The sequence below is a fragment of the Psychrobacter sp. PAMC 21119 genome (assembly GCF_000247495.1).
Classification (GTDB): Bacteria; Pseudomonadota; Gammaproteobacteria; order Pseudomonadales; family Moraxellaceae; genus Psychrobacter; species Psychrobacter glaciei.
Genome location: NZ_AHVZ01000007.1, coordinates 98433 through 123801 on the forward strand (window position 1 = coordinate 98433; position 25369 = coordinate 123801).

The 25369-nt window shown below is 42.4% G+C and carries 34 protein-coding genes; 30 read left to right on the forward strand and 4 right to left on the reverse strand.

The genetic code is table 11. The annotated features are described in order from the left end of the window. Window positions 1-133: 133 nt before the first annotated feature. The 17 genes from rplN to rplQ all read left to right on the forward strand — a co-directional run bounded on the left by rplN (window position 134) and on the right by rplQ (window position 9067). Window positions 134-502 (forward strand): 50S ribosomal protein L14, encoded by a 369-nt coding sequence (gene rplN, locus RH96_RS02035; protein WP_010196702.1) that lies wholly within the window; start codon window positions 134-136, stop codon window positions 500-502. A gap of 8 nt (window positions 503-510) precedes the next feature. After that, the gene (rplX, locus tag RH96_RS02040; RefSeq protein WP_010196703.1) at window positions 511-828 is read left to right on the forward strand and encodes a 50S ribosomal protein L24; all 318 of its coding nucleotides are present in this window, start codon (window positions 511-513) and stop codon (window positions 826-828) included. A 21-nt stretch (window positions 829-849) separates the two neighbouring features. Beyond that, entirely contained in the window at window positions 850-1386 is a 537-nt protein-coding gene (rplE, locus tag RH96_RS02045) for a 50S ribosomal protein L5 (protein ID WP_010196704.1), read from the forward strand. A 12-nt stretch (window positions 1387-1398) separates the two neighbouring features. Next, window positions 1399-1704, forward strand: a complete 306-nt coding sequence (gene rpsN, locus RH96_RS02050) for a 30S ribosomal protein S14 (RefSeq protein WP_010196705.1) — start codon at window positions 1399-1401, stop codon at window positions 1702-1704. An 11-nt stretch (window positions 1705-1715) separates the two neighbouring features. Beyond that, window positions 1716-2114: a 30S ribosomal protein S8 gene (gene rpsH, locus RH96_RS02055; protein ID WP_010196706.1), complete on the forward strand. Its 399-nt coding sequence runs from the start codon at window positions 1716-1718 to the stop codon at window positions 2112-2114. Window positions 2115-2337: 223 nt separating this feature from the next. Beyond that, window positions 2338-2871 carry a 50S ribosomal protein L6 gene (gene rplF, locus RH96_RS02060; RefSeq protein ID WP_010196707.1) on the forward strand — a complete coding sequence of 178 codons (534 nt, stop codon included), beginning with the start codon at window positions 2338-2340 and terminating at the stop codon, window positions 2869-2871. Between the two features lie 11 nt (window positions 2872-2882). Next, complete coding sequence (gene rplR, locus RH96_RS02065; protein WP_010196708.1) at window positions 2883-3233, forward strand: 50S ribosomal protein L18; 351 nt, start codon at window positions 2883-2885, stop codon at window positions 3231-3233. A 2-nt stretch (window positions 3234-3235) separates the two neighbouring features. Then, the gene (gene rpsE / locus RH96_RS02070) at window positions 3236-3751 is read left to right on the forward strand and encodes a 30S ribosomal protein S5 (protein ID WP_010196711.1); all 516 of its coding nucleotides are present in this window, start codon (window positions 3236-3238) and stop codon (window positions 3749-3751) included. A 20-nt stretch (window positions 3752-3771) separates the two neighbouring features. After that, window positions 3772-3951 carry a 50S ribosomal protein L30 gene (gene rpmD, locus RH96_RS02075; protein WP_010196714.1) on the forward strand — a complete coding sequence of 60 codons (180 nt, stop codon included), beginning with the start codon at window positions 3772-3774 and terminating at the stop codon, window positions 3949-3951. Then, complete coding sequence (rplO, locus tag RH96_RS02080) at window positions 3951-4391, forward strand: 50S ribosomal protein L15 (protein WP_010196716.1); 441 nt, start codon at window positions 3951-3953, stop codon at window positions 4389-4391. The genes rpmD and rplO overlap by 1 nt, the downstream gene beginning before the upstream one ends. A 19-nt stretch (window positions 4392-4410) precedes the next feature. Continuing rightward, complete coding sequence (gene secY / locus RH96_RS02085; protein ID WP_173240232.1) at window positions 4411-5742, forward strand: preprotein translocase subunit SecY; 1332 nt, start codon at window positions 4411-4413, stop codon at window positions 5740-5742. A 31-nt stretch (window positions 5743-5773) separates the two neighbouring features. Beyond that, complete coding sequence (gene rpmJ, locus RH96_RS02090; protein ID WP_010196721.1) at window positions 5774-5890, forward strand: 50S ribosomal protein L36; 117 nt, start codon at window positions 5774-5776, stop codon at window positions 5888-5890. A gap of 252 nt (window positions 5891-6142) precedes the next feature. Next, on the forward strand, window positions 6143-6499 hold the full coding sequence (gene rpsM, locus RH96_RS02095; RefSeq protein WP_010196723.1) for a 30S ribosomal protein S13: 357 nt from the start codon (window positions 6143-6145) through the stop codon (window positions 6497-6499). Between the two features lie 20 nt (window positions 6500-6519). Beyond that, window positions 6520-6909, forward strand: coding sequence for a 30S ribosomal protein S11 (gene rpsK / locus RH96_RS02100; protein ID WP_010196728.1), 390 nt, complete (start codon window positions 6520-6522; stop codon window positions 6907-6909). Between the two features lie 48 nt (window positions 6910-6957). Then, window positions 6958-7599: a 30S ribosomal protein S4 gene (gene rpsD / locus RH96_RS02105; protein WP_010196731.1), complete on the forward strand. Its 642-nt coding sequence runs from the start codon at window positions 6958-6960 to the stop codon at window positions 7597-7599. Window positions 7600-7680: 81 nt separating this feature from the next. After that, window positions 7681-8688: a DNA-directed RNA polymerase subunit alpha gene (locus RH96_RS02110; protein WP_021813386.1), complete on the forward strand. Its 1008-nt coding sequence runs from the start codon at window positions 7681-7683 to the stop codon at window positions 8686-8688. A 19-nt stretch (window positions 8689-8707) separates the two neighbouring features. Then, the gene (gene rplQ, locus RH96_RS02115) at window positions 8708-9067 is read left to right on the forward strand and encodes a 50S ribosomal protein L17 (protein ID WP_010196736.1); all 360 of its coding nucleotides are present in this window, start codon (window positions 8708-8710) and stop codon (window positions 9065-9067) included. Window positions 9068-9141: 74 nt separating this feature from the next. On the opposite strand, the gene RH96_RS02120 is transcribed toward rplQ, so the two are convergent. Then, a complete protein-coding gene (locus tag RH96_RS02120) occupies window positions 9142-9762 on the reverse strand; it encodes an L-threonylcarbamoyladenylate synthase (RefSeq protein WP_010196739.1) in 621 nt (206 codons plus the stop codon). A 285-nt stretch (window positions 9763-10047) separates the two neighbouring features. Further along, window positions 10048-10671 (reverse strand): elongation factor P hydroxylase, encoded by a 624-nt coding sequence (locus tag RH96_RS02125; protein ID WP_227500930.1) that lies wholly within the window; start codon window positions 10669-10671, stop codon window positions 10048-10050. Window positions 10672-10967: 296 nt separating this feature from the next. On the opposite strand from RH96_RS02125, the gene RH96_RS02130 reads away from it, so the two are divergent. The 6 genes from RH96_RS02130 (at window position 10968) to lysM (ending at window position 15674) form a co-directional block, all read left to right on the forward strand. Further along, window positions 10968-11561: a YceD family protein gene (locus RH96_RS02130; RefSeq protein WP_010196742.1), complete on the forward strand. Its 594-nt coding sequence runs from the start codon at window positions 10968-10970 to the stop codon at window positions 11559-11561. Between the two features lie 319 nt (window positions 11562-11880). Next, window positions 11881-12063: a 50S ribosomal protein L32 gene (rpmF, locus tag RH96_RS02135; RefSeq protein ID WP_010196743.1), complete on the forward strand. Its 183-nt coding sequence runs from the start codon at window positions 11881-11883 to the stop codon at window positions 12061-12063. A 428-nt stretch (window positions 12064-12491) separates the two neighbouring features. After that, entirely contained in the window at window positions 12492-13460 is a 969-nt protein-coding gene (fabD, locus tag RH96_RS02140; protein ID WP_010196744.1) for an ACP S-malonyltransferase, read from the forward strand. Then, window positions 13457-14185, forward strand: coding sequence for a 3-oxoacyl-ACP reductase FabG (fabG, locus tag RH96_RS02145; protein ID WP_010196745.1), 729 nt, complete (start codon window positions 13457-13459; stop codon window positions 14183-14185). The genes fabD and fabG overlap by 4 nt, the downstream gene beginning before the upstream one ends. Window positions 14186-14454: 269 nt before the next feature. Next, entirely contained in the window at window positions 14455-14691 is a 237-nt protein-coding gene (gene acpP / locus RH96_RS02150) for an acyl carrier protein (protein WP_010196746.1), read from the forward strand. A gap of 473 nt (window positions 14692-15164) precedes the next feature. Then, window positions 15165-15674: a peptidoglycan-binding protein LysM gene (gene lysM / locus RH96_RS02155; protein ID WP_010196747.1), complete on the forward strand. Its 510-nt coding sequence runs from the start codon at window positions 15165-15167 to the stop codon at window positions 15672-15674. Between the two features lie 95 nt (window positions 15675-15769). On the opposite strand, the gene queG is transcribed toward lysM, so the two are convergent. Continuing rightward, window positions 15770-17008, reverse strand: coding sequence for a tRNA epoxyqueuosine(34) reductase QueG (queG, locus tag RH96_RS02160; RefSeq protein ID WP_010196756.1), 1239 nt, complete (start codon window positions 17006-17008; stop codon window positions 15770-15772). Between the two features lie 191 nt (window positions 17009-17199). On the opposite strand from queG, the gene RH96_RS02165 reads away from it, so the two are divergent. Beyond that, window positions 17200-19038 (forward strand): NAD(P)H-hydrate dehydratase, encoded by a 1839-nt coding sequence (locus RH96_RS02165; RefSeq protein ID WP_010196757.1) that lies wholly within the window; start codon window positions 17200-17202, stop codon window positions 19036-19038. Between the two features lie 29 nt (window positions 19039-19067). Here the strand turns inward: RH96_RS02165 and RH96_RS02170 are convergent, their stop codons facing one another. Further along, the gene (locus RH96_RS02170; protein WP_010196759.1) at window positions 19068-19571 is read right to left on the reverse strand and encodes a DUF4124 domain-containing protein; all 504 of its coding nucleotides are present in this window, start codon (window positions 19569-19571) and stop codon (window positions 19068-19070) included. 193 nt (window positions 19572-19764) lie between these two features. On the opposite strand from RH96_RS02170, the gene RH96_RS15015 reads away from it, so the two are divergent. The 6 genes from RH96_RS15015 to RH96_RS02195 all read left to right on the forward strand — a co-directional run bounded on the left by RH96_RS15015 (window position 19765) and on the right by RH96_RS02195 (window position 25316). Continuing rightward, entirely contained in the window at window positions 19765-19902 is a 138-nt protein-coding gene (locus RH96_RS15015; RefSeq protein ID WP_157999874.1) for a hypothetical protein, read from the forward strand. A gap of 527 nt (window positions 19903-20429) precedes the next feature. Next, window positions 20430-22262, forward strand: coding sequence for an acetolactate synthase 3 large subunit (locus RH96_RS02175; protein WP_189586296.1), 1833 nt, complete (start codon window positions 20430-20432; stop codon window positions 22260-22262). Continuing rightward, window positions 22262-22759, forward strand: a complete 498-nt coding sequence (gene ilvN, locus RH96_RS02180; RefSeq protein WP_010196775.1) for an acetolactate synthase small subunit — start codon at window positions 22262-22264, stop codon at window positions 22757-22759. Before RH96_RS02175 ends, ilvN begins: the two co-directional genes overlap by 1 nt. 164 nt (window positions 22760-22923) lie before the next feature. Continuing rightward, a complete protein-coding gene (gene ilvC / locus RH96_RS02185; protein ID WP_010196778.1) occupies window positions 22924-23940 on the forward strand; it encodes a ketol-acid reductoisomerase in 1017 nt (338 codons plus the stop codon). A 383-nt stretch (window positions 23941-24323) separates the two neighbouring features. Next, entirely contained in the window at window positions 24324-24749 is a 426-nt protein-coding gene (locus RH96_RS02190) for a hypothetical protein (protein ID WP_010196781.1), read from the forward strand. A 354-nt stretch (window positions 24750-25103) separates the two neighbouring features. Further along, window positions 25104-25316, forward strand: coding sequence for a cold-shock protein (locus RH96_RS02195; RefSeq protein WP_010196799.1), 213 nt, complete (start codon window positions 25104-25106; stop codon window positions 25314-25316). Window positions 25317-25369: the final 53 nt, after the last annotated feature.

Here is a 25369-nt window from a genome sequence, read left to right on the forward strand (position 1 = left end):
GGATGCTGATTGCGCCGAGCGTATATCACTCACATTAAGAGTAGCAGCGGTTATTTATATTAAAATGCCGACTACTCATACTGTGCTAGCGGCAGCAACTGGTTTTTATTGCTCATACGTGTGGAGTAACGCTATGATTCAGGTTGAGTCAATGCTGGAAGTTGCAGACAATAGCGGTGCAAGGCGAGTTCAGTGCATTAAAGTACTGGGTGGCTCTCATCGTCGTTATGCATCAGTTGGCGACATTATTAAAGTAACGGTTAAAGAAGCCATTCCTCGCGGTCGTGTTAAAAAAGGCGACGTGATGAATGCGGTAGTTGTACGTACCAAAAAAGGCGTTCGTCGTCCTGATGGTTCTGTTCTGCGTTTTGATGACAATGCTGCGGTATTGTTGAACCAAAACAAAGCACCGATTGCAACTCGTATTTTTGGACCGGTAACTCGTGAACTACGTGGTGATCAGTTTATGAAAATTGTATCCCTAGCACCAGAAGTATTGTGAGGTAATCCATGTCAAAATTACGTAAAGGCGATACAGTTATCGTGATTGCTGGTAAAGATAAAGGCAAACAAGGTACTGTACAAGCTGTAAAAAACGATCGTATTAAAGTTGAAGGCATTAATATTGTTACTAAACATCAGAAGCCAAATCAGGCAACTGGCGTTGAGGGTGGCATTCTTAAGCAAGAAGCTTTTCTGCATATCTCAAATGTCGCAATATTAAATGCGCAAACCCAAAAAGCTGATCGTATTACTTATCAGTTCGGCGAAGACGGCAACAAACAACGCGTCTATCGTTCGAACGGTGAAGTAGTGGCGACTGCGTAAGACACTAAGGGTGTAATGGTAATGGCAAGATTAAAATCTTTATATAACGATGAACTAAAGCAGCAAATCAAAGAAGACCTTGGTTTAGCGAATGTGATGCAAGTGCCTAAAATCACTAAAATCACACTTAACATGGGTGTAGGCGGCGCGTCTCAAGACAAGAAATTGCTTGAAGGTGCTGTAGCTGATATGACCGCGATTGCTGGTCAAAAACCTGTGGTCACTAAAGCGCGTAAATCAGTTGCTGGCTTTAAGATTCGTGAAGAATGGCCAATTGGCTGTAAAGTAACGCTACGCGGTGAGCAAATGTACGAATTTTTAGATCGTCTCATTGCCATTGCAATTCCTCGTATTCGTGATTTCCGCGGTTTTTCACCTAAAGCCTTCGACGGACGTGGTAACTACTCATTGGGTATCAAAGAACAAATCGTATTCCCAGAAGTAGATTTTGACAAAATTGATCGTATTCGCGGTATGGATGTGACAATCACCACGTCAGCTGGTAATGATGAAGAAGGTCGTGCGTTACTCAAAGCATTCGGCTTCCCATTTAAATAAGGTAAAGACGTTATGGCAAAGAAGAGCATGATTAACCGCGAATTAAAGCGCGAAAAAATGGTTGCTAAATATGCTGAAAAGCGTATCAAGCTAAAAGAAACTATCAGTGATATGACTGCAAGTGACGAAACTCGTATGGAAGCGATGCTAGAGCTACAAGCTCTTCCACGTAATTCATCACCAGTACGTCTGCGCAATCGTTGTGCTATCACCGGTCGTCCTCACGGTTACTTCCGCAAGTTTGGCTTATCACGCAATATGCTGCGTGAGCGTGTCATGCAAGGCGATGTGCCTGGTGTTCGTAAAGCAAGCTGGTAAGGAGTAACTATATGAGTATGCAAGATACCGTTGGGGATATGCTAACCCGTATTCGTAACGCACAAATGGCTAACAAAGTATCGGTAGCAATGCCGAGCTCTAAATTACGTAAATCAATTGCTGATTTACTGGTTAGCGAAGGTTATGTAGCGAACGCTGTTGTTACTGAACAAGACAACAATAAAGCCACATTGACTATTGAACTGAAATACTTCGAAGGCAAAGCTGTCATCGAAACTATCCAACGTTTTAGCCGTCCTGGTTTACGCCAGCATCGCGGTAAAGACGCTATCCCTACTGTTAAGCAAGGTATGGGTGTTGCTATCGTATCGACTAGCCAAGGTATCATGAGCGATCGTGCTGCACGCGCTGCTGGTATCGGTGGTGAAATCGTTGCATTCGTTGCCTAATTAGCATTTATGCTATTGGTGATGAGACGATAAAGTCTACTTGAACCCCTTTGAGTTGTTGTAAGTCCATAATGATTTGCAATGAGCTTAAAGAAAGCTAAGCATTTGAAGTTGATAAAATTGAATGGTGCTTAATGGGAACAACTATGCTAAACTAGCAGGCTTTTTAGCCTGTTAGTTTTTTCGCTAATATAAAGAAGTTAATTTTTTAAGGAATATTCCTATGTCTCGTGTGGCTAAAGCCCCAGTGACGCTGCCAAACGGCGTAAGCGTTACTTTGAACGATCGGCAGGTCGAAGTGAAAGGCAAGAACGGCAATTTGTCTTTACGCCTGCATGAATTGGTCGAGCTGAAACAGGAAGATGATGCGATCATTTTCTCACCTACAGTCGATTCAAAAGAAGCCATGATGCACACTGGCACTATGCGCGCCCTGCTTAACAATTATGTTACTGGCGTGAATGAAGGCTTTGAAAGACGTCTTCAATTAATTGGTGTTGGTTATCGCGCGCAAGCTACTGGTAATAAAGTAACGCTAAACGTTGGTTACTCTCATCCAGTAGAATATACGCTACCTGAAGGTGTGTCAGCTGAAACCCCAACGCAAACTGAAATTGTTTTGAAATCAAACAATAAGCAGCAGCTTGGTCAAGCAGCGGCTAATATCCGTGGTTTCCGCCCACCAGAGCCTTATAAAGGTAAAGGTATTCGTTATAGCGACGAACATGTGGTTCGCAAAGAAGCTAAGAAAAAATAAGGTGAGTTGAAATGTTTGATAAAAAAGCAGCTCGTCTGCGTCGAGCTAAGAAAACCCGCGCGCATATCCGTCATTTAGGCGTACATCGCTTAACGGTTAATCGCACGCCAAAGCACATCTATGCCCAGATTATCTCTCCGAACGGTGGTGAAGTGATTGCTCAGGCATCTACCTTAGACGGCAGCTTGCGCTCAGGCGCGACTGGCAACGCTGATGCAGCGACGTCTGTAGGCCAAATGATCGCAGAACGCGCAAAAGCAGCTGGGGTTACTAAAGTTGCCTTTGACCGTAGTGGTTTTAAATATCATGGTCGAGTTAAAGCTTTAGCTGAAGCAGCTCGCGAAAACGGATTGGAGTTTTAATCATGGCTAGAAATGATAAAAATGATAAAAATGAGCAAACAGACGGTTTAGTAGAACGCTTAGTTACCGTTGACCGCGTCGCAAAAGTAGTTAAAGGTGGTCGTATTTTCTCTTTCACCGCATTAACTGTTGTTGGTGATGGCAATGGTCGTGTTGGTTTTGGTCGCGGTAAAGCACGTGAAGTGCCAGCTGCTATTCAAAAAGCGCTAGAAGCTGCCAAGCGCAATATGATTACTGTTGAGCTAAACGATGCAACTTTGTATCATCCGATCAAAGCACGTCATGGTGCTAGTAAAGTCTACATGCAGCCTGCATCTGAAGGTACTGGCGTAATCGCTGGTGGCGCAATGCGTGCTGTATTAGAAGTTGCTGGTGTCAAAGATGTTTTGACTAAATGTTATGGTTCTACCAATACTGCTAACGTGGTTCGCGCTACGTTTAACGGTTTACGTGATATGTCAACTCCAGAGAAGATGGCAGCAAAACGTGGTAAATCTGTAGACGAAATCTTGGGTTAACTTAGACTAGGTGAGTTACGATGAAAAAAATGAAAGTCACTCAATTTAAATCGGGTGCCCATCGCCTAAAGAGCCACAAAGCGAGCTTGAAAGGATTGGGTTTACGCCGTATTAATCATACTGTTGAAGTAGAAGATACTCCTTCAACCCGTGGTATGGTCAATCGCGTCAACTACATGGTAAAAGTGGAGGAAGCGTAATGGGTCTTAGATTAAATGAATTATCACCAGGTGTTGGCGCAAAGAAAACTGCCCAACGTCGTGGTCGTGGTATCGGTTCAGGTCTTGGTAAGACTGGTGGTCGTGGTGTAAAAGGTCAGAAATCTCGTTCAGGTTCTAGCATACGCTCAGGATTTGAAGGTGGTCAAATGCCTTTATATCGCCGTCTACCAAAATTTGGTTTTACCAGTAGAATGGCAATGACGACTGCTGAAGTCCGTCTGTCTGAATTGAATAAAATTGAAGGCGATGTGGTCAGCATTGAGACACTTAAAGCTGCTAACCTTATCCGTCATGATATGAAGCGTGCTCGTGTAATGTTGTCAGGCGAAGTGACTAAAGCTTATACCTTTAAAGGTATTAAAGTGACTAAAGGCGCTAAGCAAGCAATCGAAGCTGCTGGTGGTAGCATCGAGGAGTAGTAACGTGTCAAAACAATCAATGTCATCGGCTGGTATACCGCTTAATCCATTTGCCTTCATACGCAAGTATGACGAGCTATGGACGCGTTTATTATTCTTAATCGGCGCATTGATTGTTTATCGTTTAGGGTCACATATTCCAGTTCCGGGTATCAACCCAGTTAACTTGGCTGATCTGTTTTCGCGCAACGAAAACACCATTCTGAGCATGTTTAATATGTTCTCAGGTGGTGCGCTAGAGCGTATGTCTATTATGGCGCTTGGCATTATGCCATATATTTCAGCATCGATTATTGTACAGATGATGTCTGCAGTACTGCCATCGCTTGAAGCCCTCAAAAAAGAAGGTGAAGCGGGACGACGCAAGCTAAACAAATACACCCGTCAAGGGACACTTGCTTTAGCTCTAGTACAGTCATTAGGAATGTGTGCTGGCTTAATCAGCCAAAATCTTACCTTATCCTCTGGTCTGACTTTTTATATTCCAGCCGTTACTTCGTTAGTAGCGGGCGCGATGTTCTTAATGTGGCTTGGTGAGCAGATTACAGAGCGCGGCGTTGGTAATGGTATCTCAATGCTTATTTTTGCGAGCATTGTGGCTGGTACGCCAGGTATGATTTCGCAGTCTATCGAACAGGTCAATCAAGGTCAGATGAACCTGATTGTACTATTCATTTTTGTACTATTAGGCATCGCGGTTACTGCAGGTATCGTTTATATTGAACGTGCTCAGCGCCGCGTCCCCGTCAACTATGCACAAAAACAGCAACAAGGTCGCAAGATATACGCTCAACAGCAATCACATTTGCCGTTGAAGCTGAACATGGCAGGGGTTATCCCAGCTATTTTTGCAAGTTCTTTGTTGTTATTCCCTGCAAGTTTAGGGCAGTGGGTTGGTCAATCAACTGATCCTACTTTTGTACAAAAAATATTGCAAAATATGGCATTGGTGTTGTCCCCAGGGCAACCGCTATATTTAGTACTATTTGGCGCGATGATTATTTTCTTCTGTTATTTTTATACGGCATTGGTATTTAGCCCGCGTGAAGTAGCAGAAAACCTTAAGCGTAGTGGTGCGTATATCCCTGGTATTCGCCCTGGACAACAAACTCAGCGTTACCTCGATCATGTATTAAACCGACTGACCTTTATTGGCGCGATGTATATGACGGTTATTTGTTTAATGCCGATGGTCGTCCAGTCATCGTTTGGTGTGCCCTTTCAACTCGGTGGTACATCTTTACTGATTATGGTGGTTGTGGTAATGGACTTCATCTCGCAGATTCAAGCGCATTTGATGACCCATCAATATCATGATCAGACGTTAATTCAATCGCCCACTCAACCTTAAATGAGCGGTACGATATTTCAAGGAGTATGCTATGAAAGTTCAAGCATCAGTTAAGAAGATTTGTGGTAGCTGTAAAGTTGTGCGTCGTAAAGGCCGTGTACATATTATCTGTACAGCAGAACCGCGCCACAAGCAACGTCAAGGTTAATATTTAGTATCATAAAGTTTTAAACTTTTGTTACTATCTAAATTAATACTTGAAAAATGACGGCGGATGGGATATCATCCGCCACTTGCCGTGTTTATGCAGAATATTTTGTAATGCTGTCAATGGTTAGGCTTTTAACTAAGCCAAAACAGCGATAGTGACCATAATATATTTAGTATTAACAGCAACAATTCTGAAGAATAATGCCTTATTGATAAATAACGCTTATTTTTCTTTAATGGAGAGAAATCAATGGCTCGTATTGCCGGCGTAAACATTCCGGATAATAAGCATGCTGTTATTTCACTAACTTACATCTTTGGTGTAGGTCGTACCACTGCTCAGAAAATATTAGAAGCAGTTGGCATTGCCCCTACTACTAAAGTTAGTCAGTTAGATGATACACAGTTAGATGCTATCCGTGCACAAATTGCAAATTACATGACTGAAGGTGATCTTCGTCGTGAAGTTTCAATGAATATCAAGCGTTTAGTTGATCTTGGTTGTTACCGTGGCATACGCCATCGTCGTAACCTACCAGTTAGAGGTCAGAACACCAAGAACAACGCTCGTACTCGTAAGGGTCCGACACGCCCTCTCAAAAGATAATTAACTTAGGAAGCTAAAAGATGGCAAAAGACACTCGCAGTCGCAAAAAGGTGGCTCGTCGTTCAGTATCGGAGGGCATAGCCCATATCCATGCGTCTTTTAATAACACCATTGTTACGATTACCGATCGTCAGGGTAATGCATTGGCTTGGGCCACTTCAGGTGGACAAGGCTTCCGTGGTTCACGTAAATCTACACCATTTGCAGCTCAGGTTGCAGCTGAAGTCGCTGGTAAAGCGGCTCAAGAATATGGTGTTAAGAATATCGACGTTTTGGTCAAAGGACCAGGACCGGGTCGTGAGTCTGCGGTAAGAGCACTAGGTGCATTGGGTTATAAAGTTAACAGCATCTCTGATGTAACCCCAATCCCACACAATGGTTGCCGTGCGCCGAAAAAGCGCCGCGTCTAATATTAAAGACGAAGCTTTTTATCCCAAAAGCTTATAGGAGACATAACAATGGCCCGCTATATTGGACCAAAACTCAAATTATCACGTCGTGAAGGTACAGACTTAGGCCTTAAGTCTGGTGTTAAACCATACGATGTTAAAACGAAAAAAGCTGGTCGTCCACCAGGTCAACACGGTGTAAGCCGTAACAAGACCTCAGAATATGCTCTACAGCTGCGTGAAAAGCAGAAAGTTAAGCGTATTTATGGTGTACTAGAGCGTCAATTCGCTAACTACTATAAAGAAGCTGCTCGTAAGCGCGGTGCTACTGGTGAAAACCTACTAGCCATGCTTGAGAGCCGTCTAGATAACGTTGTATATCGCATGGGCTTTGGCTCAACTCGCGCAGAAGCACGTCAGCTAGTCAGTCATCGTACTGTTATGGTAAAAAAAGCTGGCCGTGATGAGTTTGTTCGTGTGAACATTCCATCAATTCAGCTTCAAGATGGTGATGTCATCGCTATCCAAGAGAAGTCTCGCGAACAACTACGTATTAAAAACGCTATCGAATTAGCGACACAACGTGGTATTCCAGAATGGCTAGATGTTGATCACAGCAAACTACAAGGCACGTTTAAACAAGCGCCTGATCGTATTGATCTACCTGCTGAAATCAACGAAAGCTTGATCGTTGAGCTATACTCTAAGTAAATGACGTACTGCTCGATGTCATGAAAATGGCATTGAGCAATTAACGTTAATTAAACCAGTTTAATAAATCGAGGTGACATCATGATGCTAAATGCAACTGAGTTTCTAACGCCGAATGCCATTAACGTGGATACGGTTAATGAAACGATTGCGAAAGTCACGCTCGAACCGTTAGAACGCGGCTTTGGGCATACCCTAGGTAATGCCTTACGTCGTATCTTGTTATCTTCATTACCTGGTGCTGCAGTCATTGAAGCTGAGATTGATGGCGTTGACCATGAATACTCTACGCTTGAAGGGCTACAAGAAGATGTACTTGACTTGCTTTTGAACTTAAAAGGCTTGGCAATTACACTTCATGACCAAAATGAAGTATTTTTGACCTTGGATAAACAAGGTCCAGGCACTATTACTGCTGCAGATATCGCGTTACCACACAATGTTGACATCATCAATCCAGAATTGGTATTGGGTACATTGAGTGATCGTGGTCATCTTAAGATGCGTTTGCGCGTAGTAATGGGTCGTGGATATGAGCCAGCAAACCAGCGCCGTGAAGATGGTGATACTAAGGCAATTGGACGCTTAAAGCTTGATGCAAGTTTTAGTCCTGTGCTTCGTGTTGCCTATCAGGTTGAGAACGCTCGTGTAGAGCAGCGTACTGATCTTGATCGTCTTATCATTGAGCTTGAAACTAATGGCACTATAGATCCAGAAGAAGCAATTCGTAAAGCAGCCACTATTTTACAACAACAGATTTCTATCTTTGTTGACCTAGAAGCTGAAGAAGCGCCTGAGCCTGTGAAAGAGAAAGAAGAGGTTGATCCGGTGCTATTACGCCCTGTGGACGATCTTGAACTAACGGTTCGCTCAGCCAACTGCTTGAAAGCTGAAAACATTTACTATATCGGTGATTTGGTACAACGTTCAGAGACTGAACTTCTAAAAACCCCAAATCTTGGTAAGAAATCATTAACGGAAATCAAAGACGTGTTAGCGTCTAAAGATTTAGAGCTCGGTATGCGCCTAGATAACTGGCCACCAGCTGATTTACGTGTTGATGATCGCTTTTCTTATCGTAGCCGTTAAACTTTAAGGATTTTTGACTATGCGCCATCGTAAGAGTGGAGTCAAGCTGGGTCGTACCGGCAGTCATCGTAAGGCAATGTTTCAGAACATGACTAACTCATTATTTGAGCATGAACTGATCAAAACAACTTTACCAAAAGCTAAAGAACTACGTCGCGTTGCCGAGCCATTGATCACCATGGCTAAAGAAGACAGCGTTGCTAACCGTCGTTTAGCATTCAGCCGTATGCGTAGCAAAGCTATGGTAGGCAAATTATTTGGCACGTTAGGTCCTCGTTACCAGACGCGTCCAGGTGGTTATTTGCGTATCGTAAAATGCGGTCATCGTGATGGTGACAATGCGCCAATGGCATATGTAGAATTAGTTGATCGTGACTAATTTTATACTGAATATATGATTCATAAAAAAGCTCCAATCGATTGGAGCTTTTTTTTATGCGTTTAAATAAGTAGTTATAATAACAAAGAACTAACGTCAGCAGCACCTTGTCTGATGATTTCAGGCTGGCTACTGGTCATATCAACAATAGTGGTTAGCTTAGTGGTTTTTATACCTGCGTTGATGAGACCGTCTATTTGGTTGCTTAACAGGTCTTCTATTTCAAATGGATCATCAAGTATATCATCGCGATTTGGTAATATTAATGAGCTGGTTAAGATAGGCTCGTCCATGGCTGCTAAGAGTGCTTGGGCGATAGGATTACTTGGCACACGAATACCAATGGTTTTTTTCTTCGCATGTGCCAGTTTCTTTGGTACGTCTTTTGTGGCATTAAGAATAAAGGTAATAGGAGCTGGCGTATGAGCTTTAAGCTGCTTAAACTGCACATTATCTACTGCTGCATAATTAGCAATTTCACTTAAATCTCGGCACAATAATGTAAATTGATGCTTATCATCAAGCTCACGGATTTGCTTTAATTTTTCGAGGGCGTCTTTTGCGCCTAAACGACATCCAAAAGCATAGCTGGTATCAGTAGGATAAATGATTAATTGATCCTTGCGTAATAAATCAGCGGCTTGCTCAATAAGACGTGGCTGCGGATTTTCGGGATGAATATAGAGTACTTGCATAATAGTTCCTTGTTTTATAATTATAGGTTATATACTTTTGAGATGGTGGATGAGTTGTTATCAAATAAATAACGCAAGAAAGAAATAACGCAAGAAAGAAACAAGAGTAATAATGAGTCAATCCTTTGCTAGCTTCGCTTTATCTTAGCTGCACCACAAAATCTACTTATCTATCAGTATAGCTTAAAGCAAATATAAGTTTATTGGCAAGGCGTTACGGTTGGTAGGAAATCGTTAACATCTTACAAGCATCGCTATCATTAACCTTATAGAGATTTATAGTGGCTAGCTGTTGGTTAAGTTATCGTTACAAACACTTAATAATACCCGTAGCAAAGTTTTGGCATCACGTGGCAGCGTTACTGGCTTGGTAATATAAGCTTTAACTTGTAAATAAACGTCATGAGCAAAAGTGCTACCACTGGTATCGAAGTCGGCAAACAGATTGTCCTGTGAGACTCGAAAGTGATATCCACAGGCAAGAGTAAATAAACACTCAAGCGCCTGCGGTTTAATCTCTACGCGCTCAAATGCTTGCTGCTGAGAGGCTGAACGCCCATCTGGTGCATACCAGTAGCCAAAGTCGGGTAGGCCTCTACGTTCTTTGCCAGAGACGCACCAATGGCTTAGCTCATGCAGCGCACTGGCAAAAAATCCGTTAGCAAACTCGATTCGTGCTGGCTGATTGTTCTGAGCAGGGAAATATTCTGGCTCACCATCACCAAATGCTAATATCACTTGATGCTTGGCAAACACGGTATTAAATAAACAAATAAGCCAATTGGTTGCTGCTTTTTCAGTATCTTCTATAGAAGCACTTTCCTTAGACAGTTTTTGCCATTGATCTGCTAAATCTTTTAGGTTTGTATTTATTTTAGAATTGAGTGCGCAAGTCTTTAGAGTGCTCATAGGGCATTCTAAAGCTGTATCTTCTAAGTCAGTGAGATGTTGAAGCAAAAGAGTCGTATCAATAGAAGACCACAATGCAGAAAAATCAGGGTTGGCGGTAGGCGATATCATAGATAGAAGATTGACCGAATGAAAAATAAGAGACTGTTAGTACTCTATACATGAAATGAGTAAATAAAAATGTGAGGCAACCCAAAGGTCAGAAAATCTTAACATACTAGCGCTAGCGCTACTCAGCGCTTTCCGCTAGTATGGCAGGCAATATTATACACCGTTTTTGATGAATGAGGCCGCGTATGTCAAGCACTCCAGTAAGCAAGCCTTCAGCGGCTCAAGCTGATAATATGCAGAATCCTATATCGAGTAATATGCCCGAACACCTTTCCTTAAATAAATGGGAGGATACTGGCTTTGAGTGGGCAGGAGAGATAGAACCTACTTCTTTTGAGCGTCTTTCCGCTATACTGACGACAGAGCATGAACAAGAAAAAATCCAGCTCACTGCCAATCTTTATCGTCGTAATAATGTCTTACATCTGTCATTTAAATTGGCGGGTGATGTATGGCTAACTTGCCAGCGCTGCTTGCAACCCGTAGCCACTGACTTAACTGATGATTATGATATTGCATTACTCGATGACGAGAGCCAAGCACGCCTAGTTAATGAAGAGCAGGACTATTTATTGCTTGATGAAATCATTACTGAGCAGTCACCAGAGCGCTTATTGCCTTTGAAAAAATTGGTTGAAGATGAAATATTGCTTAAAACACCGATGGCACCGAAGCACGATGACTGTGAAATGACGGTTGAGCAATTTGGTGAGATACCTGAAGAAGAAGAAAATGAAAATCCTTTTGCCGCTTTAGCATCGTTGAAAGGCAAGTTATAAAAGAAAAAATGCTGTATTCAATTGATTTAGAATGCCTTTTATCGGCTTTGTGCAGAAGAGTCGTACGCAGGGCTTTATTAATCGATGAAACATGCGTATAATGTCCCGTTTATTGCATTCTAGCAACAGGTTACTTGCAGATAAAAACTGACTAGGCAAATTGACTATAGATTTTAGACGTAGTTAGCATTTTAATGCACGTGGCAATCTATTTAACTAATGATGCGTAAGACTTAGGTTGTTGTGATTATATAGCCTCTGTCAGTATCGACTAAAGCTGAATTTTAAGCTTATCCCTTTTAAGTATAGGAGCTATATCATGGCTGTTCAAAAAAGTCGTAAAAGCCGTTCTCGTCGTGACATGCGCCGTTCACACCATCGTATGGAAGTGGCTGAGCTAAGCGTAGATGCTACCACTGGTGAAAAACATCGTCGTCATCACATGACTAAAGATGGTTTTTATCGTGGTCGTCAGTTGTTCAAGGTCAGTCAAGACGCTTAATTGACTATTTAATCAGTGATGCAACAATACGATGGTGCTGATGGCACTTTACGGCTTTTTGTACCGCTATTATTAGGCAATAAGTTTTGAGCTAAAGAAAGCCAAGTTATTTCGCTACCATATATTATGTGGTGGGATAACTTGGCTTTTTGCTATAATTTTTTTATGACGTAGTTTCCTATCATTGGTTTTTATCACGTAATTTTTTATCAAATGCTGTGCCTAAAAAACTGTCAAAAGCTAAATATTATCTTACCTTAACGCCTCATTTTTTCATCAGCTATGATAATAGTATCTGTCAGTGTATAGTTTACTTATAATCAGCTGTCTGAGTGATCAGTTAAAAATATAACTCTAGACCGCCCCTAATTTTACAATACTCCCGATTATCTTTAGGGATGTTTTCAATTACATAAGGAATATTGGTTATGGCCTCTGTACCCGATATGATAAAAAAACAGCCAACCCGCATTGCGGTACTTTTCCCTGGTCAAGGCTCACAAATTGTCGGTATGACCAGCGAGCTCGCTGAAGTTTATCCAGAGATTCGTGATACTTTTTCTGAAGCAAGCGAAGCACTGGGTGAAGACTTATGGGCAATTTGTCAGGATGAAGAAAAGCTCAATCAAACGCAATATACTCAACCAGCTTTATTGACGGCTAGTATCGCCATTTGGCGTATTCTACAACCAAAATTCAAAAAAGCGCCGTGCTATTTAGCGGGTCATTCTCTAGGTGAGTACAGCGCCCTTTGTGCCGCTGGAGTGATATCGCTTGCTGATGCGGTGAGATTGGTACATACGCGCGGTCAGTTGATGCAGGAAGCGGTAGTAGGTATCGATACAGCGATGGCAGCAGTGCTAGGGCTCGAAGATCATCGTGTGGAAAACTTGTGCGAGCAGGCAACCGAGCATGTTGATGGCGCAATTGTCGGAGCAGCAAATTTCAATAGTCCAGGACAAGTTGTGGTCTCAGGAAATGCGGCAGGCGTCACAGCTGTCATCGATAAAGTAAAAAATACTGGCAAAAAAGCCATCCCACTAAAGGTGAGCGTGCCATCACATTGTGCGCTTATGGCGCCAGCAAGTAGTGCTTTAGCGGAAGCCTTAGCAGCTATTAAGTTTGATCAAGCAACCATTCCGGTTATTCAAAACCGTCATGCGCGTGTTGAGAGTAGTGCGGCAGGTATTAAGCAAGCATTAACCGAGCAGCTAAGTGAGCCAGTACTATGGTCAAAGACCATGCAAGAGCTGGCTGATAAGCAAATTAATATTTTAATCGAGTGTGGCAGTGGCAATGTATTGAGTAATTTGGCCAAGCGTCAAGCGCAACCAATTGCCAGTTATCCTACTGACAAGCCCACCCGTCTTGATAAATTAATGGAGGTATTATCATGAGCCGTACGATTACCCTAGTGACTGGTGCCAGTCGCGGTATTGGCAAGGCAGTCGCCAAACGTTTTGCAAAAGAAGGACATTTCGTGATCGGGACAGCCACCACAGAAAAAGGTGCTGAACTTGTTGATGGTTATTTACATGATAGTGGTGGTATTGGCCGTGTATTAGACGTACGCGATACGGCACAAATCGATAAGTTATTTGAAGAAATTGAGAGCGTCTATGGCGCGGTGCAAGTGCTGGTCAATAATGCTGGTATTACCCAAGACGGTCTATTGATGCGCATGAAAGATGAAGATTGGGAGAACGTGGTTGATACCAATTTGACATCGGTTTATCGCATGAGCAAACGTGCGGTACGTGGTATGATGAAGGCGCGTCGTGGTCGTATCATTAATATTACCTCTGTCGTTGCTCAAATGGGTAATGCCGGTCAGTCTAATTACGCAGCGACTAAAGCGGGCGTAGAAGGTTTCAGCCGTACACTCGCACGTGAAATCGGCTCACGCCAAGTTACGATTAACTGTGTGGCACCCGGTTTAATTGAGACGGATATGACGGATGAGCTTGACGAGCGCCTACTAAATTCGATGCTAGATGCCGTGCCTATTAGTCGTTTAGGTCAGCCAGAAGACATCGCAGCAGCAGTGCATTTCTTAGCCAGCGATGAGGCCAGCTATATCACAGGCGCTGTTATTCCTGTCAACGGCGGCATGTATATGTAGGTGACGCACAAGTGTTACATAGTGATAATAAAAAACTGTGTGAACGAGTGTAAACTATAATAAAGGGTGCTATAATGACGGACACTTTTAGGCCAAAGCACTGTATGATAGCAGAGCTTTACCAGACATTAGTCAAAACGTATAATCCGTTATAAAGCATTCAGATAGCTATACTAATCTGAAAATCTCATTTATATACAATGCTATAGAATCTAATAATAGAACTATAGTGGTTTGTCAAAATAATAGATCAAAAAGGAGAAATCTACATGAGTAACGATACCGAGCTAAGAGTTAAAGCTGCAGTAGCTGAGCAATTGGGTATGAACGTTGAAGAAATCAGTAACGATGCTTCATTTATGGAAGACCTAGGTGCAGATTCATTGGATCTAGTTGAGTTAGTTATGTCATTCGAAAGCGATTTTGGCATCACTATTCCTGATGAAGATTCAGCAGAACTAACGACTGTTCAAAAAGCAATTGACTACGTACAAGCCCAGCTATAACTCGCTATTTGCTTAGCAAGTCTTACAATGCCGCTTATCTATACAGAATAGATAAGCGGTTTTTTTATGTTCGTTATTTATTCTAAGAGTATATTCCAGTCATTTATGCTCACCTAGTGATTCATTTCATTAACATAAGCTACGCCAAATCAACATTACTCAACATACTATTACTATTCATCATATATGTCTTTGCCTATACTAATAATGGTAAACAAGAAATAATAGTAATTACTAGGGCGTGTCCTCAATTCAAGTGATAGCGATCTAAATGGGCTAAAAATGGTTAAATCTTGCCAATCATCGTCAAATAGCTAGGTAATATCTCGATATTATCTGCGCTCTTTTCCTTGTTTGACTACAATTTACCTCACTTTTATCACCATTTTTAAAATGAGGACACGCCCTAGATATAATTACCATTAAAAGAATAACGATTGATAATAAATAATAGTATTTCAAGGAGCAGTTATATGGGTATGTTTAGTTTCGCAAAAGACATCGGTGATAAGATTTTCAACCGTGACGACGAAAAGCATGATGCTAAATCAGAAACCAAAGCAGATGCTAGTACACCTGTCGCCAGCGGTGAGCCTTCAGCACAATCGGTTGCTAACATTTTGCTACGTCGCATTCAGCAGCAGAACCTCAATATCAGTAACCTAAAAATCAAATATAATGGTTCGACGGATACCGCTGAGATCAGTGGTAACGCCAAAACACAGGCTGACCGTGAAAAAGCCATTATCGCTATTGGTAATGTCCAAAACGTCGCTAAAGTCATTGATAACATTGATATCGAAGAAGATGCGCCTGAATCTACGATGTATACCGTAAAATCTGGTGACAGCCTATCTAAGATTGCTAAAGATGTTTATGGTTCATCTGGCGATTATACAAAAATCTTTGAAGCCAACAAGCCTATGCTGTCTGATCCAGACAAAATTTATCCTGGTCAAGTATTGCGCATTCCTAAGCCTTAATTTCTAATTCCTGAGCTTAATCAGCACTAGCATGTCTAATAGAATAAAAAATGCCTCTTTAATAAGAGGCGTTTTTGTGTCTGAAAGGCATAGGTTTACCGATTATTGATATTTAATTTCTCAGTTTGTTCGGTAAGCGCCCAATTAATATGTTCGTCCAGCATGTCGTTATGCAAGCCTAACTTAGATCGTAGATGAGTGACGATTTCTATACTGGGATTAGCGTTGCCAAGTCCAATGGCTACATTGCGCAAAAAGTTCACATAGCCTGTGCGCCTGAGCGGACTGCCTTCAGTTTTTTTCATAAACTCTGCTTCTTGCCATTGCCACAGCTCAAGCAAACTGCTGTTATCAAGCTGATGCCGTGGCGTGAAATCTTCTACGGTTGTAAGGTTGGCGTAGCGATTCCACGGACAAATAAGTTGACAGTCGTCACAACCGAAGACGCGATTGCCAATTGCGCGACGATATTTGGTATCAATGATGCCATCATGCTCAATCGTTAAATAAGAAATACAGGCAGAAGCATTGAGCTCATAGGGTGCGACAATCGCTTGGGTTGGGCAGATATCAATACAGGCGCTGCAACTGCCGCAGTGCTCTTTTACTGGTTCATCATCCGGTAACTCAAGACTCATAAACAACTCACCCAGCACAAAGAATGAGCCCGCTTGTTTGTTTAGCAATAGCGTATGCTTTCCCGTCCAGCCAAGTCCTGCTGCATCTGCAATAGGACGCTCAAAGATAGGGGCAGAGTCACTAAAAGGTCTAAAAATAAATTCTGCCTCAGCCCCAATATCCAGATGCTGCCATTCGGCAAGCATCGCTTCTATCTTTAAGGCTAATTGTTTTAAGCGGCTGCGCATCGTCTTATGATAATCACGGCCTCTGGCATAACGCGCAATGATACCCTGATTGGGATGATTATCATCAGTGACCGCACGCGGGGTAGGTGTCTGAGTGAGGTAGTCCATACGCACGCTGATGATGGTTTTTGCTCCTTCTACCAGTTGGGCAGGATGCGCACGTAGGTGATGATTGTTATGCATAAACTGCAATTGGCCTTCATAGCCTTTATCCAGCCACCGTTGCAATTGTTCAATTTGTTGGGTAAACAAAGGATGATGTACGGATAAGAAACCACAGTCGGCAAACCCTAAAGACTGTGCTTGGGCTTTAATCCATTGCTTTACCTCTGTGGTGGTAGCAAACGTTGGGCTATTACTCACAGTAATCTTTTTGTCGGGCGCAGGGTTAGGCTCAGGAGACGTTTTCTGAGCTGATATCTGCTGAGTTGAAGAGTTAGATAAGTTTACTTTAGAAGGATTATTCATGTGTGATAGCAGGTAATAGAGTGAATACCGATATGATAAGCCAGTGAGCTAAGAGCGCAAGTACAAAAGCAAATAATCTCACATTTCATATTGATACATAAGTCAAAGTGAGCTTTTGCTAAGCTTATACAAGCGAGTAACCAGCAAGTTTCAATGTGATAAAAAACCAATAAAAATAATCGAGGAACGGTATGCAAACTCAATCCAATGTATTTTCATCAGACACAACGAGACCGATAGCGCTATATAGCAGCGAACAAGTCTACGCTATGGAGCAAGCATGGTTTGCAGAAGGTTATGATAGCTTTGGATTGATGAAGCAAGCTGCTTGGCAAATGGCGCAGCATATAGAACAGCTCTACGAGAAAAAATATCTGAAAGCTCGTGACTCAGCTGATCATCGTGACTCAGCTGATCATCGTGACTCAGCTGATCATAAAGTCTATCGACGTAATACTTGTCAGCAATTAGCAAGTATCTGGGTAGGAAAGGGAAACAACGGCGGTGATGGTTGGCTTATAGCTTACTATTTGCAGCAGGCAGGCTGGGAAGTAAAAGTGATCACAGTCGGCTATGCTACCGATGATTTGAAGATAGACAATCCAGTGAAAATTGCTAACAAAGTAGACAGACACGACGTTGTATCCGATGCTAAGCAAGCGAAACAAATAGCGCTATCTGCTAAGGTAAATTATCAACGCTTTGAGGATAGTAGTGCCAATCAAAGTGAGATAAGAGAAGCGGACTGGCAAGCTGATATTTATATCGATGCATTATTTGGTATAGGACTGGACCGTGCACCTGAAGGGGTTTACGAGCAGGCTATTAGCGCCTTTAACAAGGTAGTGCAATCAAATAATGCTTTAGCAATTGCCGTTGATATCCCGAGTGGCTTAGTGGCTTCTACTGGTCAAGTATTTGAGCGCACTGCCATACAAGCTGACGTGACGCTGTGTTTGATCGCCCGTAAATTCGGCTTACATACCAAAGATGGCATGGACTATAGCGGGAGCGTGATTGATATACCGTTAATACCGACTCAGTCAAACAACTCAGCCGCCACTCTAGTGACTGTAGCGCATGCTTTGAATGCTCGTCGACAGAACAGTTATAAAGGCAGCTATGGTCACGTCTTGGTCATTGGTGGTAATCGAATTGATGGCTCGCAAGGTATGGGCGGGGCAGCCATTCTATCTGCCAGTAGTGTCATGGCGACAGGTGCGGGCAAAATTACCGTGGCTTGTCACGATGCCTTTCATGGTGCTTTATTAACGTCATTACCCGATGCGATGACGATTGATTTGCATGATAAAGAGGGGGTGAAAACCTTAATTAAGGACGCTAGCGTCGTTACCATTGGCATGGGACTGGGGCGTGATAAAAAGGCGCAAGCATTATTCATCAGTTATGTTCAGGCTGCTATAACAGAGAAGAAGCCACTGGTCATTGATGCAGATGGTCTTTATCATCTGGCATCATTGCAGATGGAGAGTCGTGAGCATCCTCATAAACATGAACTCATCGCTCAGCTGCGACAACACAGTATGGATCATCAGGTTTGTTTGACGCCGCACAGTGGTGAAGCGGCTAGATTGCTTGATAAGAAAATTAGTATTGTAGAAGATGATCGATTAGCAGCTATAAAACAGTGCGCTAAGACTTATGGCGGTGACTGGGTGTTAAAAGGCGCTGGCTCATTGGTACTGGAGCAAAGGATATTAGAGCAGAAGGGTTCGCAAGCGCATATTTATGTTTGCGGCGTAGGTAATGCGGGCATGGCCACCGCTGGCATGGGCGATGTATTGTCTGGGGTGATTGCTGGGCTGTTGGCACAACAAGATCTAGAAGACGAAGCGCGCTGCTTGCACCAAGCGGTTCTGCTGCATGGGCTAGCAGGAGACGCCTTGGTGAATGATACTGACTATTACCAACATAATAGCTCGCTACTGATTGGTCAGCGCGGACTGCAAGCGCAAGATATGCCAGCAGCCATTCGTCACGTCATGCAATTGATTACCAATAAAAATTAAGTAGGGTAGTGCACCGTATTAAATAAAAACTAGGTCGTAGAGCCATTACAATACTGAGTGATGGCTTGTTGCACGCGCTCACGCTTAAGCTCGATTTCGCGACCATCTAAGTATTCACGTTTGCCATCACTATCCATCTCATAGATGCGCCCGCCAACGTTTAGATTGGTCAGGTTATTACGCAGTGATTGGCAGCGCTGCGCATTAGCCTGCGCTTCTTGATCCTTGATACGTGCTTCTAGCTGGGCAACGCGCTGTTCTTCTGCACTTTGAGTAGGTGTATTTTGGTTAGCCTCTGTTTTACCCGCTAGCTGACCTGCGTTGTTCTGTCTACCATCGCTACGAAATTCGATCACTTCAATATTTCTACCCTCTTGCGGCGCATGCTGGCTGTACTTCACTTCACCGTGCGTACCAATTGATTTATACACTTGGATAGCATGACTGGCATTCATTGACAGCATTATCATACATGCAGTACTGATACTGATGAGCAGCTTGGCAGGGGTATGTATGGTAGACGTGTATGCCATAGTAGCGGTCCTCTTAAGGGGGTAAAAAATGAAGGTAGATATTTATTTAAAGTCAGTATTTACATTGATAAATAACAATATGAATACAGTAGCGTTTGATTTTAGCAAATAATGCTTATGAATGTACATTATTTAATAACTAATAGTTAGGGGTGGGTTTTAGAAGTTTTTCTTGACAATAGGACTCAAACCATTGAATATAATAGCAGTTGATTGGTCAGTGAGCGGCTTTTATGATATTGCCGTGGCACTTGAGAATGAGAACTACGGGTTACTTATCGGTAGCTTACGTCGTTTTATTTTCTTTGTGATAACGATATGGCAAAAATGATGATCATAGCGATTATTATTAATGACTGTATATGTTGTCTCCGGACTTATCTGTCTACAATGACTAAGATAAACTTATTATTTGAAATACGCTAAGTGTGGATTTTTGCGGTTGTATTGCTTGCATTAAATGCAAAACAATATTTGGTTATGATGTTTTTTATTAGCCTATTATAAGATCAGATGATCTTATGACGTAGTATTGGCTATTAGAATTACTTTATGACTTTAGCTATAGCAGCGCCTCTTTTATAAACACTATCGCTCATAAGTAATAAGCCTCTTTTATAGATGCATTCGTATCTTGTCATGGTATATCGATAAACTCCTGTCACAAAACTGACCCCAAATACATTGCTGTGTTTGAGTATTATCTTGCGTTGTACGACGCGATTGCTTAAATATAGTGGGCAGACATTCTTGATATGGACAAGGATTGGCAATCATTTTTATAAGATTTAAAATAACGCCCAAACGTGGTTGTTTTCTTTTATAAAATAATGCAAATTCTCGCCGCAAAAAAAGGTGATGACAGTGACGCAAACCACGCAAAGTCCGAATATGACGGGACATACCCAAACAGGTAATGCCGCCAAAAATTTTGAAGAAAAGCAACAACGTCTTGCTGAAGGTAGCAAGCAGCCTGTGATGCTATCTGGTGCTGAGATGCTGGTGCAATCGCTGACGGATGAGGGTGTCAAATATATTTTTGGCTATCCAGGCGGCGCAGTGCTGCACATTTATGACGCGTTGTTTCAGCAAGAAAACATCGAACATATTTTAGTGCGTCATGAGCAAGCAGCTGGGCATATGGCAGATGCTTATTCGCGAGTGACTGGTAACACAGGTGTCGTGCTGGCCACGTCAGGTCCTGGTGCTACCAATACAGTAACCGCGATTGCCACCGCCTTCATGGACTCAGTTCCGATGGTCGTGATTTCAGGTCAGGTACCGAGCAGCCTAATCGGCGAAGATGCGTTCCAAGAAACTGACATGATCGGGGTCTCTCGTCCTATCGTAAAGCATAGCTTTCAAGTACGCCATGCTAGCGAAATTCCAATGATTGTCAAAAAAGCCTTTTTTATTGCGCAATCTGGTCGTCCAGGTCCTGTCGTCATTGACGTACCAAAAGATATGACCGCGCCTAGCGAAAAATATGCCTACGAATACCCAGAAGAGGTGTTTATACGCTCGTATCAGCCTTCAGTGAAAGGGCATGGCGGCCAAATTAAAAAAGCGGTTGAGACCTTATTATCAGCGCAGCGTCCTGTTATCTATGCTGGTGGTGGCGTGATTTGGAGTAAAGCCCATAAAGAGCTGACCGAACTTGCACATCGTCTAAACTTGCCAGTGACCAATACGCTAATGGGTTTGGGAACATTCCCTGGCTCTGATCGTCAGTTCTTGGGCATGCTCGGTATGCACGGCACTTATGAGGCCAACATGAGCATGCATCATGCAGATGTTATTTTGGCAGTTGGTGCGCGTTTTGATGACCGTGTCACCAATAATGTCAAAAAGTTCTGCCCGAATGCGACTATTATTCATATCGATATCGATCCAGCTTCTATCTCTAAGACTATTCTTGCCCACATTCCTATCGTTGGTGACGTAAAATCGGTTCTTACGGATATGTTGGAGATTATCGGTGAAGATAAAGAATTGGAGCAGCATGCCCTACTAGATTGGTGGTCACAGATTAATGAATGGCGTAAGCGTCATGGTCTGCGTTATGACACCAGTACCGAAAACGGCATCAAGCCACAAAGTGTCGTACAAGCACTAGACAGAGTGACCAACAGCAACGCCATTATAACCAGTGACGTCGGTCAGCATCAGATGTTTGCCGCGCTTTACTATACTTATCTAGAGCCGGGTCAATGGCTCAATTCGGGTGGCTTAGGTACGATGGGTGTTGGCTTGCCGTATGCAATGGCAGCCAAGCTTGCTAATCCAGATCGTGATGTGGTCTGTATTACTGGCGAAGGCTCTATTCAGATGAATATTCAAGAGCTATCGACATGCCTGCAATATAATCTACCGGTCAAAATCTTGAACCTAAACAACGCGCAGTTGGGTATGGTAAAACAGTGGCAAGATATGCTGTATGAGGGTCGTCATGCGTCATCTTATATGAATTCATTACCAGACTTTGTCAAGCTAGCTGAAAGTTATGGTCATGTCGGTATCAAGATTACCGATCCTGCCACTATGGAAGCACAGATTGCAGAAGCCATGGCAATGAAAGACAAGCTGGTATTTATTGACGTTTATGTCGATCGTAATGAGCATGTATATCCAATGCAAATCGCTGGACAGACGATGCGTGATATGTGGTTAACCAAAGGGGAGCGTACCTAATGCAACAACAACATCTGATTTCGGTATTGATGGAAAACGAAGCGGGTTCGTTGTCGCGGTTAGTCGGCTTGTTCTCACAACGTGGTTATAATATCGAAACCTTAAACGTCGCCCCAACGGAAGATCCGAGTATTTCGCGTCTGACAGTGACGACGATTACTTCTCCTGAAAGAATTGAGCAGATCACCAAGCAATTGCATAAATTGATTGAAGTGGTTAAAGTGCTTAATCTATCAGACACCGTTCACGTTGAGCGCGAGTTAATGCTAGTCAAAGTTCGCGCAACGGGTAGCGTACGTGAAGAGATCAAACGCAGCGCAGATATTTTCCGTGCACAAATTGTTGACGTCAATGCCAATCTCTATACGATTCAGATCGTTGGCGATACGGCTAAGCTAGATGGTTTTATCGATACTATCGGCCGAGAACGTGTCTTAGAAGTGGTACGTTCGGGTGTGATTGGTATTGCACGTGGAGAAAAAACACTGAGTATTTAATACGCTTAGTGGCTGAGCAGCTAAATAGTTAATCAAAATAATTTTAGTTATAATCTATTTACCATTAACATAACGCTTATGTTAGTGACCATTTTACGATAATGGCGACTGCATAAGCGTTTACTATCCATGGCACGCCATGATTGAGGAAAAGGACTCTATTTATGAACGTTTATTATGATAAAGATTGCGATCTATCGATTATCCAAGGCAAAAAAGTTGCGATTATTGGTTACGGTTCACAAGGCCATGCACACGCACTTAACCTACAAGATTCAGACGTCGATGTGACTGTTGGTCTACGCGCAAACTCAAGCTCATGGAAAAAAGCGGAAAATGCTGGTCTAAAGGTTGCTGAAGTTGCTGATGCAGTTAAAGCTGCTGACGTGGTTATGATTTTGACCCCTGATGAGTTCCAAAAAGAGCTTTATAACAACGAGATTGAGCCTAACATCAAAGAAGGGGCTACGTTAGCTTTTGCTCATGGTTTCGCGATTCATTATAACCAAGTTGTTCCTCGCAGCGATCTTAATGTCATCATGGTTGCTCCAAAAGCACCTGGTCATACCGTTCGTAACGAATTCACCAAAGGTGGCGGTATTCCAGATTTGATCGCGATTTATCAAGACGCCTCAGGTCAAGCCAAGCAATTAGCTTTGTCTTACGCAGCTGGTGTTGGTGGTGGTCGTTCAGGCATCATCGAAACCACGTTCAAAGATGAAACTGAAACTGATCTATTTGGCGAGCAGGCCGTACTTTGTGGCGGTGCTGTTGAGCTAGTAAAAATGGGTTTTGAAACGCTAACAGAAGCAGGCTATGCGCCAGAAATGGCTTACTTTGAGTGTTTGCATGAGCTTAAGCTTATCGTTGACCTCATGTATGAAGGCGGTATCGCTGATATGAACTACTCAATCAGTAATAACGCTGAATATGGCGAATATGTGACTGGTCCTGAAGTCATCAATGAGCAATCACGTGAAGCTATGCGTAATGCGCTAAAACGCATCCAATCTGGCGAATACGCAAAAATGTTCATCAGTGAAGGCGCAACCAACTATCCATCAATGACGGCTCGTCGTCGTAACAACGCTGAGCATCAAATCGAAGTGACTGGTGCTAAGCTACGTGGTATGATGCCTTGGATTGGTGGTAATAAAATCATTGATAAAGACAAAAACTAAGTCAATATTTTATGATAATAAGGCTTAAGAAGTCTTAACAAACCCCGTGTTATCGAGTGATAGCACGGGGTTTTTATTGCTATTAATACAAAGATATTTTTAAAAATATCTGAAAGATATAGCCAAAACATCCTAAAAACGCGACGGTATTGCTGATATCAATTTTTTGTCGCCTCTGTCTGCGCAAGCACAGCACGCAAGAAAAAGTGATATCAGCAGTGCGTGATGTATCGATATTACCTTTCACTCACTATAGCGGTTGAAAACCAGTAACCTACACCCAATATAAGGAAGCGTCGTCGGTCCAGTTACGTGACTATGTTGGTGGTTGGTCGGTGGTTGTTTCTCTTCTTATTTTTTCCATAGATTACAGGTTGTATGTTGTGCAAATATCTTTTCCAGACTGGCTAACGCCGCAATTCGTGTATATTACTCTTAGTGCTGTCGTGGCTGTTTTGATTTGGATCGAAGGTGAGATGCTCAAAGGCACCGATGGCAAGCTGCCACAATCTAAATTTTTTCAAATCAGCTCGCTGCTAGACACCTCATGGTTTTTTATCTCTGTGGTGATGTTGTACGTGATCGATCTAACGCCGTTAGCGGTTGCAGTACCTGCGGCATACGGGATTTATACGGTGTTTGGTTGGGTTTACGGCACCAGATTATTAAAGCGTAAAGGTATCCCAGACTCACCCAAAGATTTGGTCATACCAGCTAAGTATATTGCTTATAGCCAATCGTTTTCTTTAATATTTTTTGCCCTTTGCTTACTGGTGTTGACCTCACCATGGCTACCTATAGCACAGTAAATGTATGCAAAAAATGGTGAAATCTAATTTTTATTATTGAATATATATAACAAGAATATTGAAATTGACAGTAATAAAAGGGTCTAGAGGAGATAACGAGCCATTAAATTACGGTGCTAAATGGTGATTAAAGGCTTCTTATATTGTTTACAAAACTCTGTAATTTAATATGTTGCAGTCAAAAAAAACTGTTATAATCAAGCTGTACTCAATGGATTTGAGGCAAAAACCATAAGTTATCTCTTTGATATATTATGAGTTTGAGCCGTAGCATTCAGCAAAAAATCTAGGGTATATATCAATTAATCGGTGATGACACACGTCTCGCCAACAGTTAAAGAGTCAGGAAAATTTATGTCAGATAAAGTTGAAGGCACTGTAAAGTGGTTTAATGAAGCTAAAGGTTTTGGTTTTATCGCTCAAGACAATGGCGGACAAGACGTATTCGCTCACTACAGCGCTATCCAAGGTGGCGGTTTCAAAACCCTAGCTGAAGGCCAAAAAGTATCTTTCATCTTAGGTGATGGCAAAAAAGGCCCACAAGCTGAGCAAATCGAAGCCATCTAATTTTAATGGCTGTTGAGTATCACTGTTAACAGTATTCTCAGCAATGTTAATTT

Bases quoted from the DNA above. Each gene is read 5' to 3' on its own strand.
- rplN (WP_010196702.1), top strand. From the start codon at position 134: ATGATTCAGGTTGAGTCAATGCTGGAAGTTGCAGACAATAGCGGTGCA.
- rplX (WP_010196703.1), top strand. From the start codon at position 511: ATGTCAAAATTACGTAAAGGCGATACAGTTATCGTGATTGCTGGTAAA.
- rplE (WP_010196704.1), top strand. From the start codon at position 850: ATGGCAAGATTAAAATCTTTATATAACGATGAACTAAAGCAGCAAATC.
- rpsN (WP_010196705.1), top strand. From the start codon at position 1,399: ATGGCAAAGAAGAGCATGATTAACCGCGAATTAAAGCGCGAAAAAATG.
- rpsH (WP_010196706.1), top strand. From the start codon at position 1,716: ATGAGTATGCAAGATACCGTTGGGGATATGCTAACCCGTATTCGTAAC.
- rplF (WP_010196707.1), top strand. From the start codon at position 2,338: ATGTCTCGTGTGGCTAAAGCCCCAGTGACGCTGCCAAACGGCGTAAGC.
- rplR (WP_010196708.1), top strand. From the start codon at position 2,883: ATGTTTGATAAAAAAGCAGCTCGTCTGCGTCGAGCTAAGAAAACCCGC.
- rpsE (WP_010196711.1), top strand. From the start codon at position 3,236: ATGGCTAGAAATGATAAAAATGATAAAAATGAGCAAACAGACGGTTTA.
- rpmD (WP_010196714.1), top strand. From the start codon at position 3,772: ATGAAAAAAATGAAAGTCACTCAATTTAAATCGGGTGCCCATCGCCTA.
- rplO (WP_010196716.1), top strand. From the start codon at position 3,951: ATGGGTCTTAGATTAAATGAATTATCACCAGGTGTTGGCGCAAAGAAA.
- secY (WP_173240232.1), top strand. From the start codon at position 4,411: ATGTCATCGGCTGGTATACCGCTTAATCCATTTGCCTTCATACGCAAG.
- rpmJ (WP_010196721.1), top strand. From the start codon at position 5,774: ATGAAAGTTCAAGCATCAGTTAAGAAGATTTGTGGTAGCTGTAAAGTT.
- rpsM (WP_010196723.1), top strand. From the start codon at position 6,143: ATGGCTCGTATTGCCGGCGTAAACATTCCGGATAATAAGCATGCTGTT.
- rpsK (WP_010196728.1), top strand. From the start codon at position 6,520: ATGGCAAAAGACACTCGCAGTCGCAAAAAGGTGGCTCGTCGTTCAGTA.
- rpsD (WP_010196731.1), top strand. From the start codon at position 6,958: ATGGCCCGCTATATTGGACCAAAACTCAAATTATCACGTCGTGAAGGT.
- RH96_RS02110 (WP_021813386.1), top strand. From the start codon at position 7,681: ATGATGCTAAATGCAACTGAGTTTCTAACGCCGAATGCCATTAACGTG.
- rplQ (WP_010196736.1), top strand. From the start codon at position 8,708: ATGCGCCATCGTAAGAGTGGAGTCAAGCTGGGTCGTACCGGCAGTCAT.
- RH96_RS02120 (WP_010196739.1), bottom strand. From the start codon at position 9,762: ATGCAAGTACTCTATATTCATCCCGAAAATCCGCAGCCACGTCTTATT.
- RH96_RS02125 (WP_227500930.1), bottom strand. From the start codon at position 10,671: ATGAGCACTCTAAAGACTTGCGCACTCAATTCTAAAATAAATACAAAC.
- RH96_RS02130 (WP_010196742.1), top strand. From the start codon at position 10,968: ATGTCAAGCACTCCAGTAAGCAAGCCTTCAGCGGCTCAAGCTGATAAT.
- rpmF (WP_010196743.1), top strand. From the start codon at position 11,881: ATGGCTGTTCAAAAAAGTCGTAAAAGCCGTTCTCGTCGTGACATGCGC.
- fabD (WP_010196744.1), top strand. From the start codon at position 12,492: ATGGCCTCTGTACCCGATATGATAAAAAAACAGCCAACCCGCATTGCG.
- fabG (WP_010196745.1), top strand. From the start codon at position 13,457: ATGAGCCGTACGATTACCCTAGTGACTGGTGCCAGTCGCGGTATTGGC.
- acpP (WP_010196746.1), top strand. From the start codon at position 14,455: ATGAGTAACGATACCGAGCTAAGAGTTAAAGCTGCAGTAGCTGAGCAA.
- lysM (WP_010196747.1), top strand. From the start codon at position 15,165: ATGGGTATGTTTAGTTTCGCAAAAGACATCGGTGATAAGATTTTCAAC.
- queG (WP_010196756.1), bottom strand. From the start codon at position 17,008: ATGAATAATCCTTCTAAAGTAAACTTATCTAACTCTTCAACTCAGCAG.
- RH96_RS02165 (WP_010196757.1), top strand. From the start codon at position 17,200: ATGCAAACTCAATCCAATGTATTTTCATCAGACACAACGAGACCGATA.
- RH96_RS02170 (WP_010196759.1), bottom strand. From the start codon at position 19,571: ATGGCATACACGTCTACCATACATACCCCTGCCAAGCTGCTCATCAGT.
- RH96_RS02175 (WP_189586296.1), top strand. From the start codon at position 20,430: ATGACAGTGACGCAAACCACGCAAAGTCCGAATATGACGGGACATACC.
- ilvN (WP_010196775.1), top strand. From the start codon at position 22,262: ATGCAACAACAACATCTGATTTCGGTATTGATGGAAAACGAAGCGGGT.
- ilvC (WP_010196778.1), top strand. From the start codon at position 22,924: ATGAACGTTTATTATGATAAAGATTGCGATCTATCGATTATCCAAGGC.
- RH96_RS02195 (WP_010196799.1), top strand. From the start codon at position 25,104: ATGTCAGATAAAGTTGAAGGCACTGTAAAGTGGTTTAATGAAGCTAAA.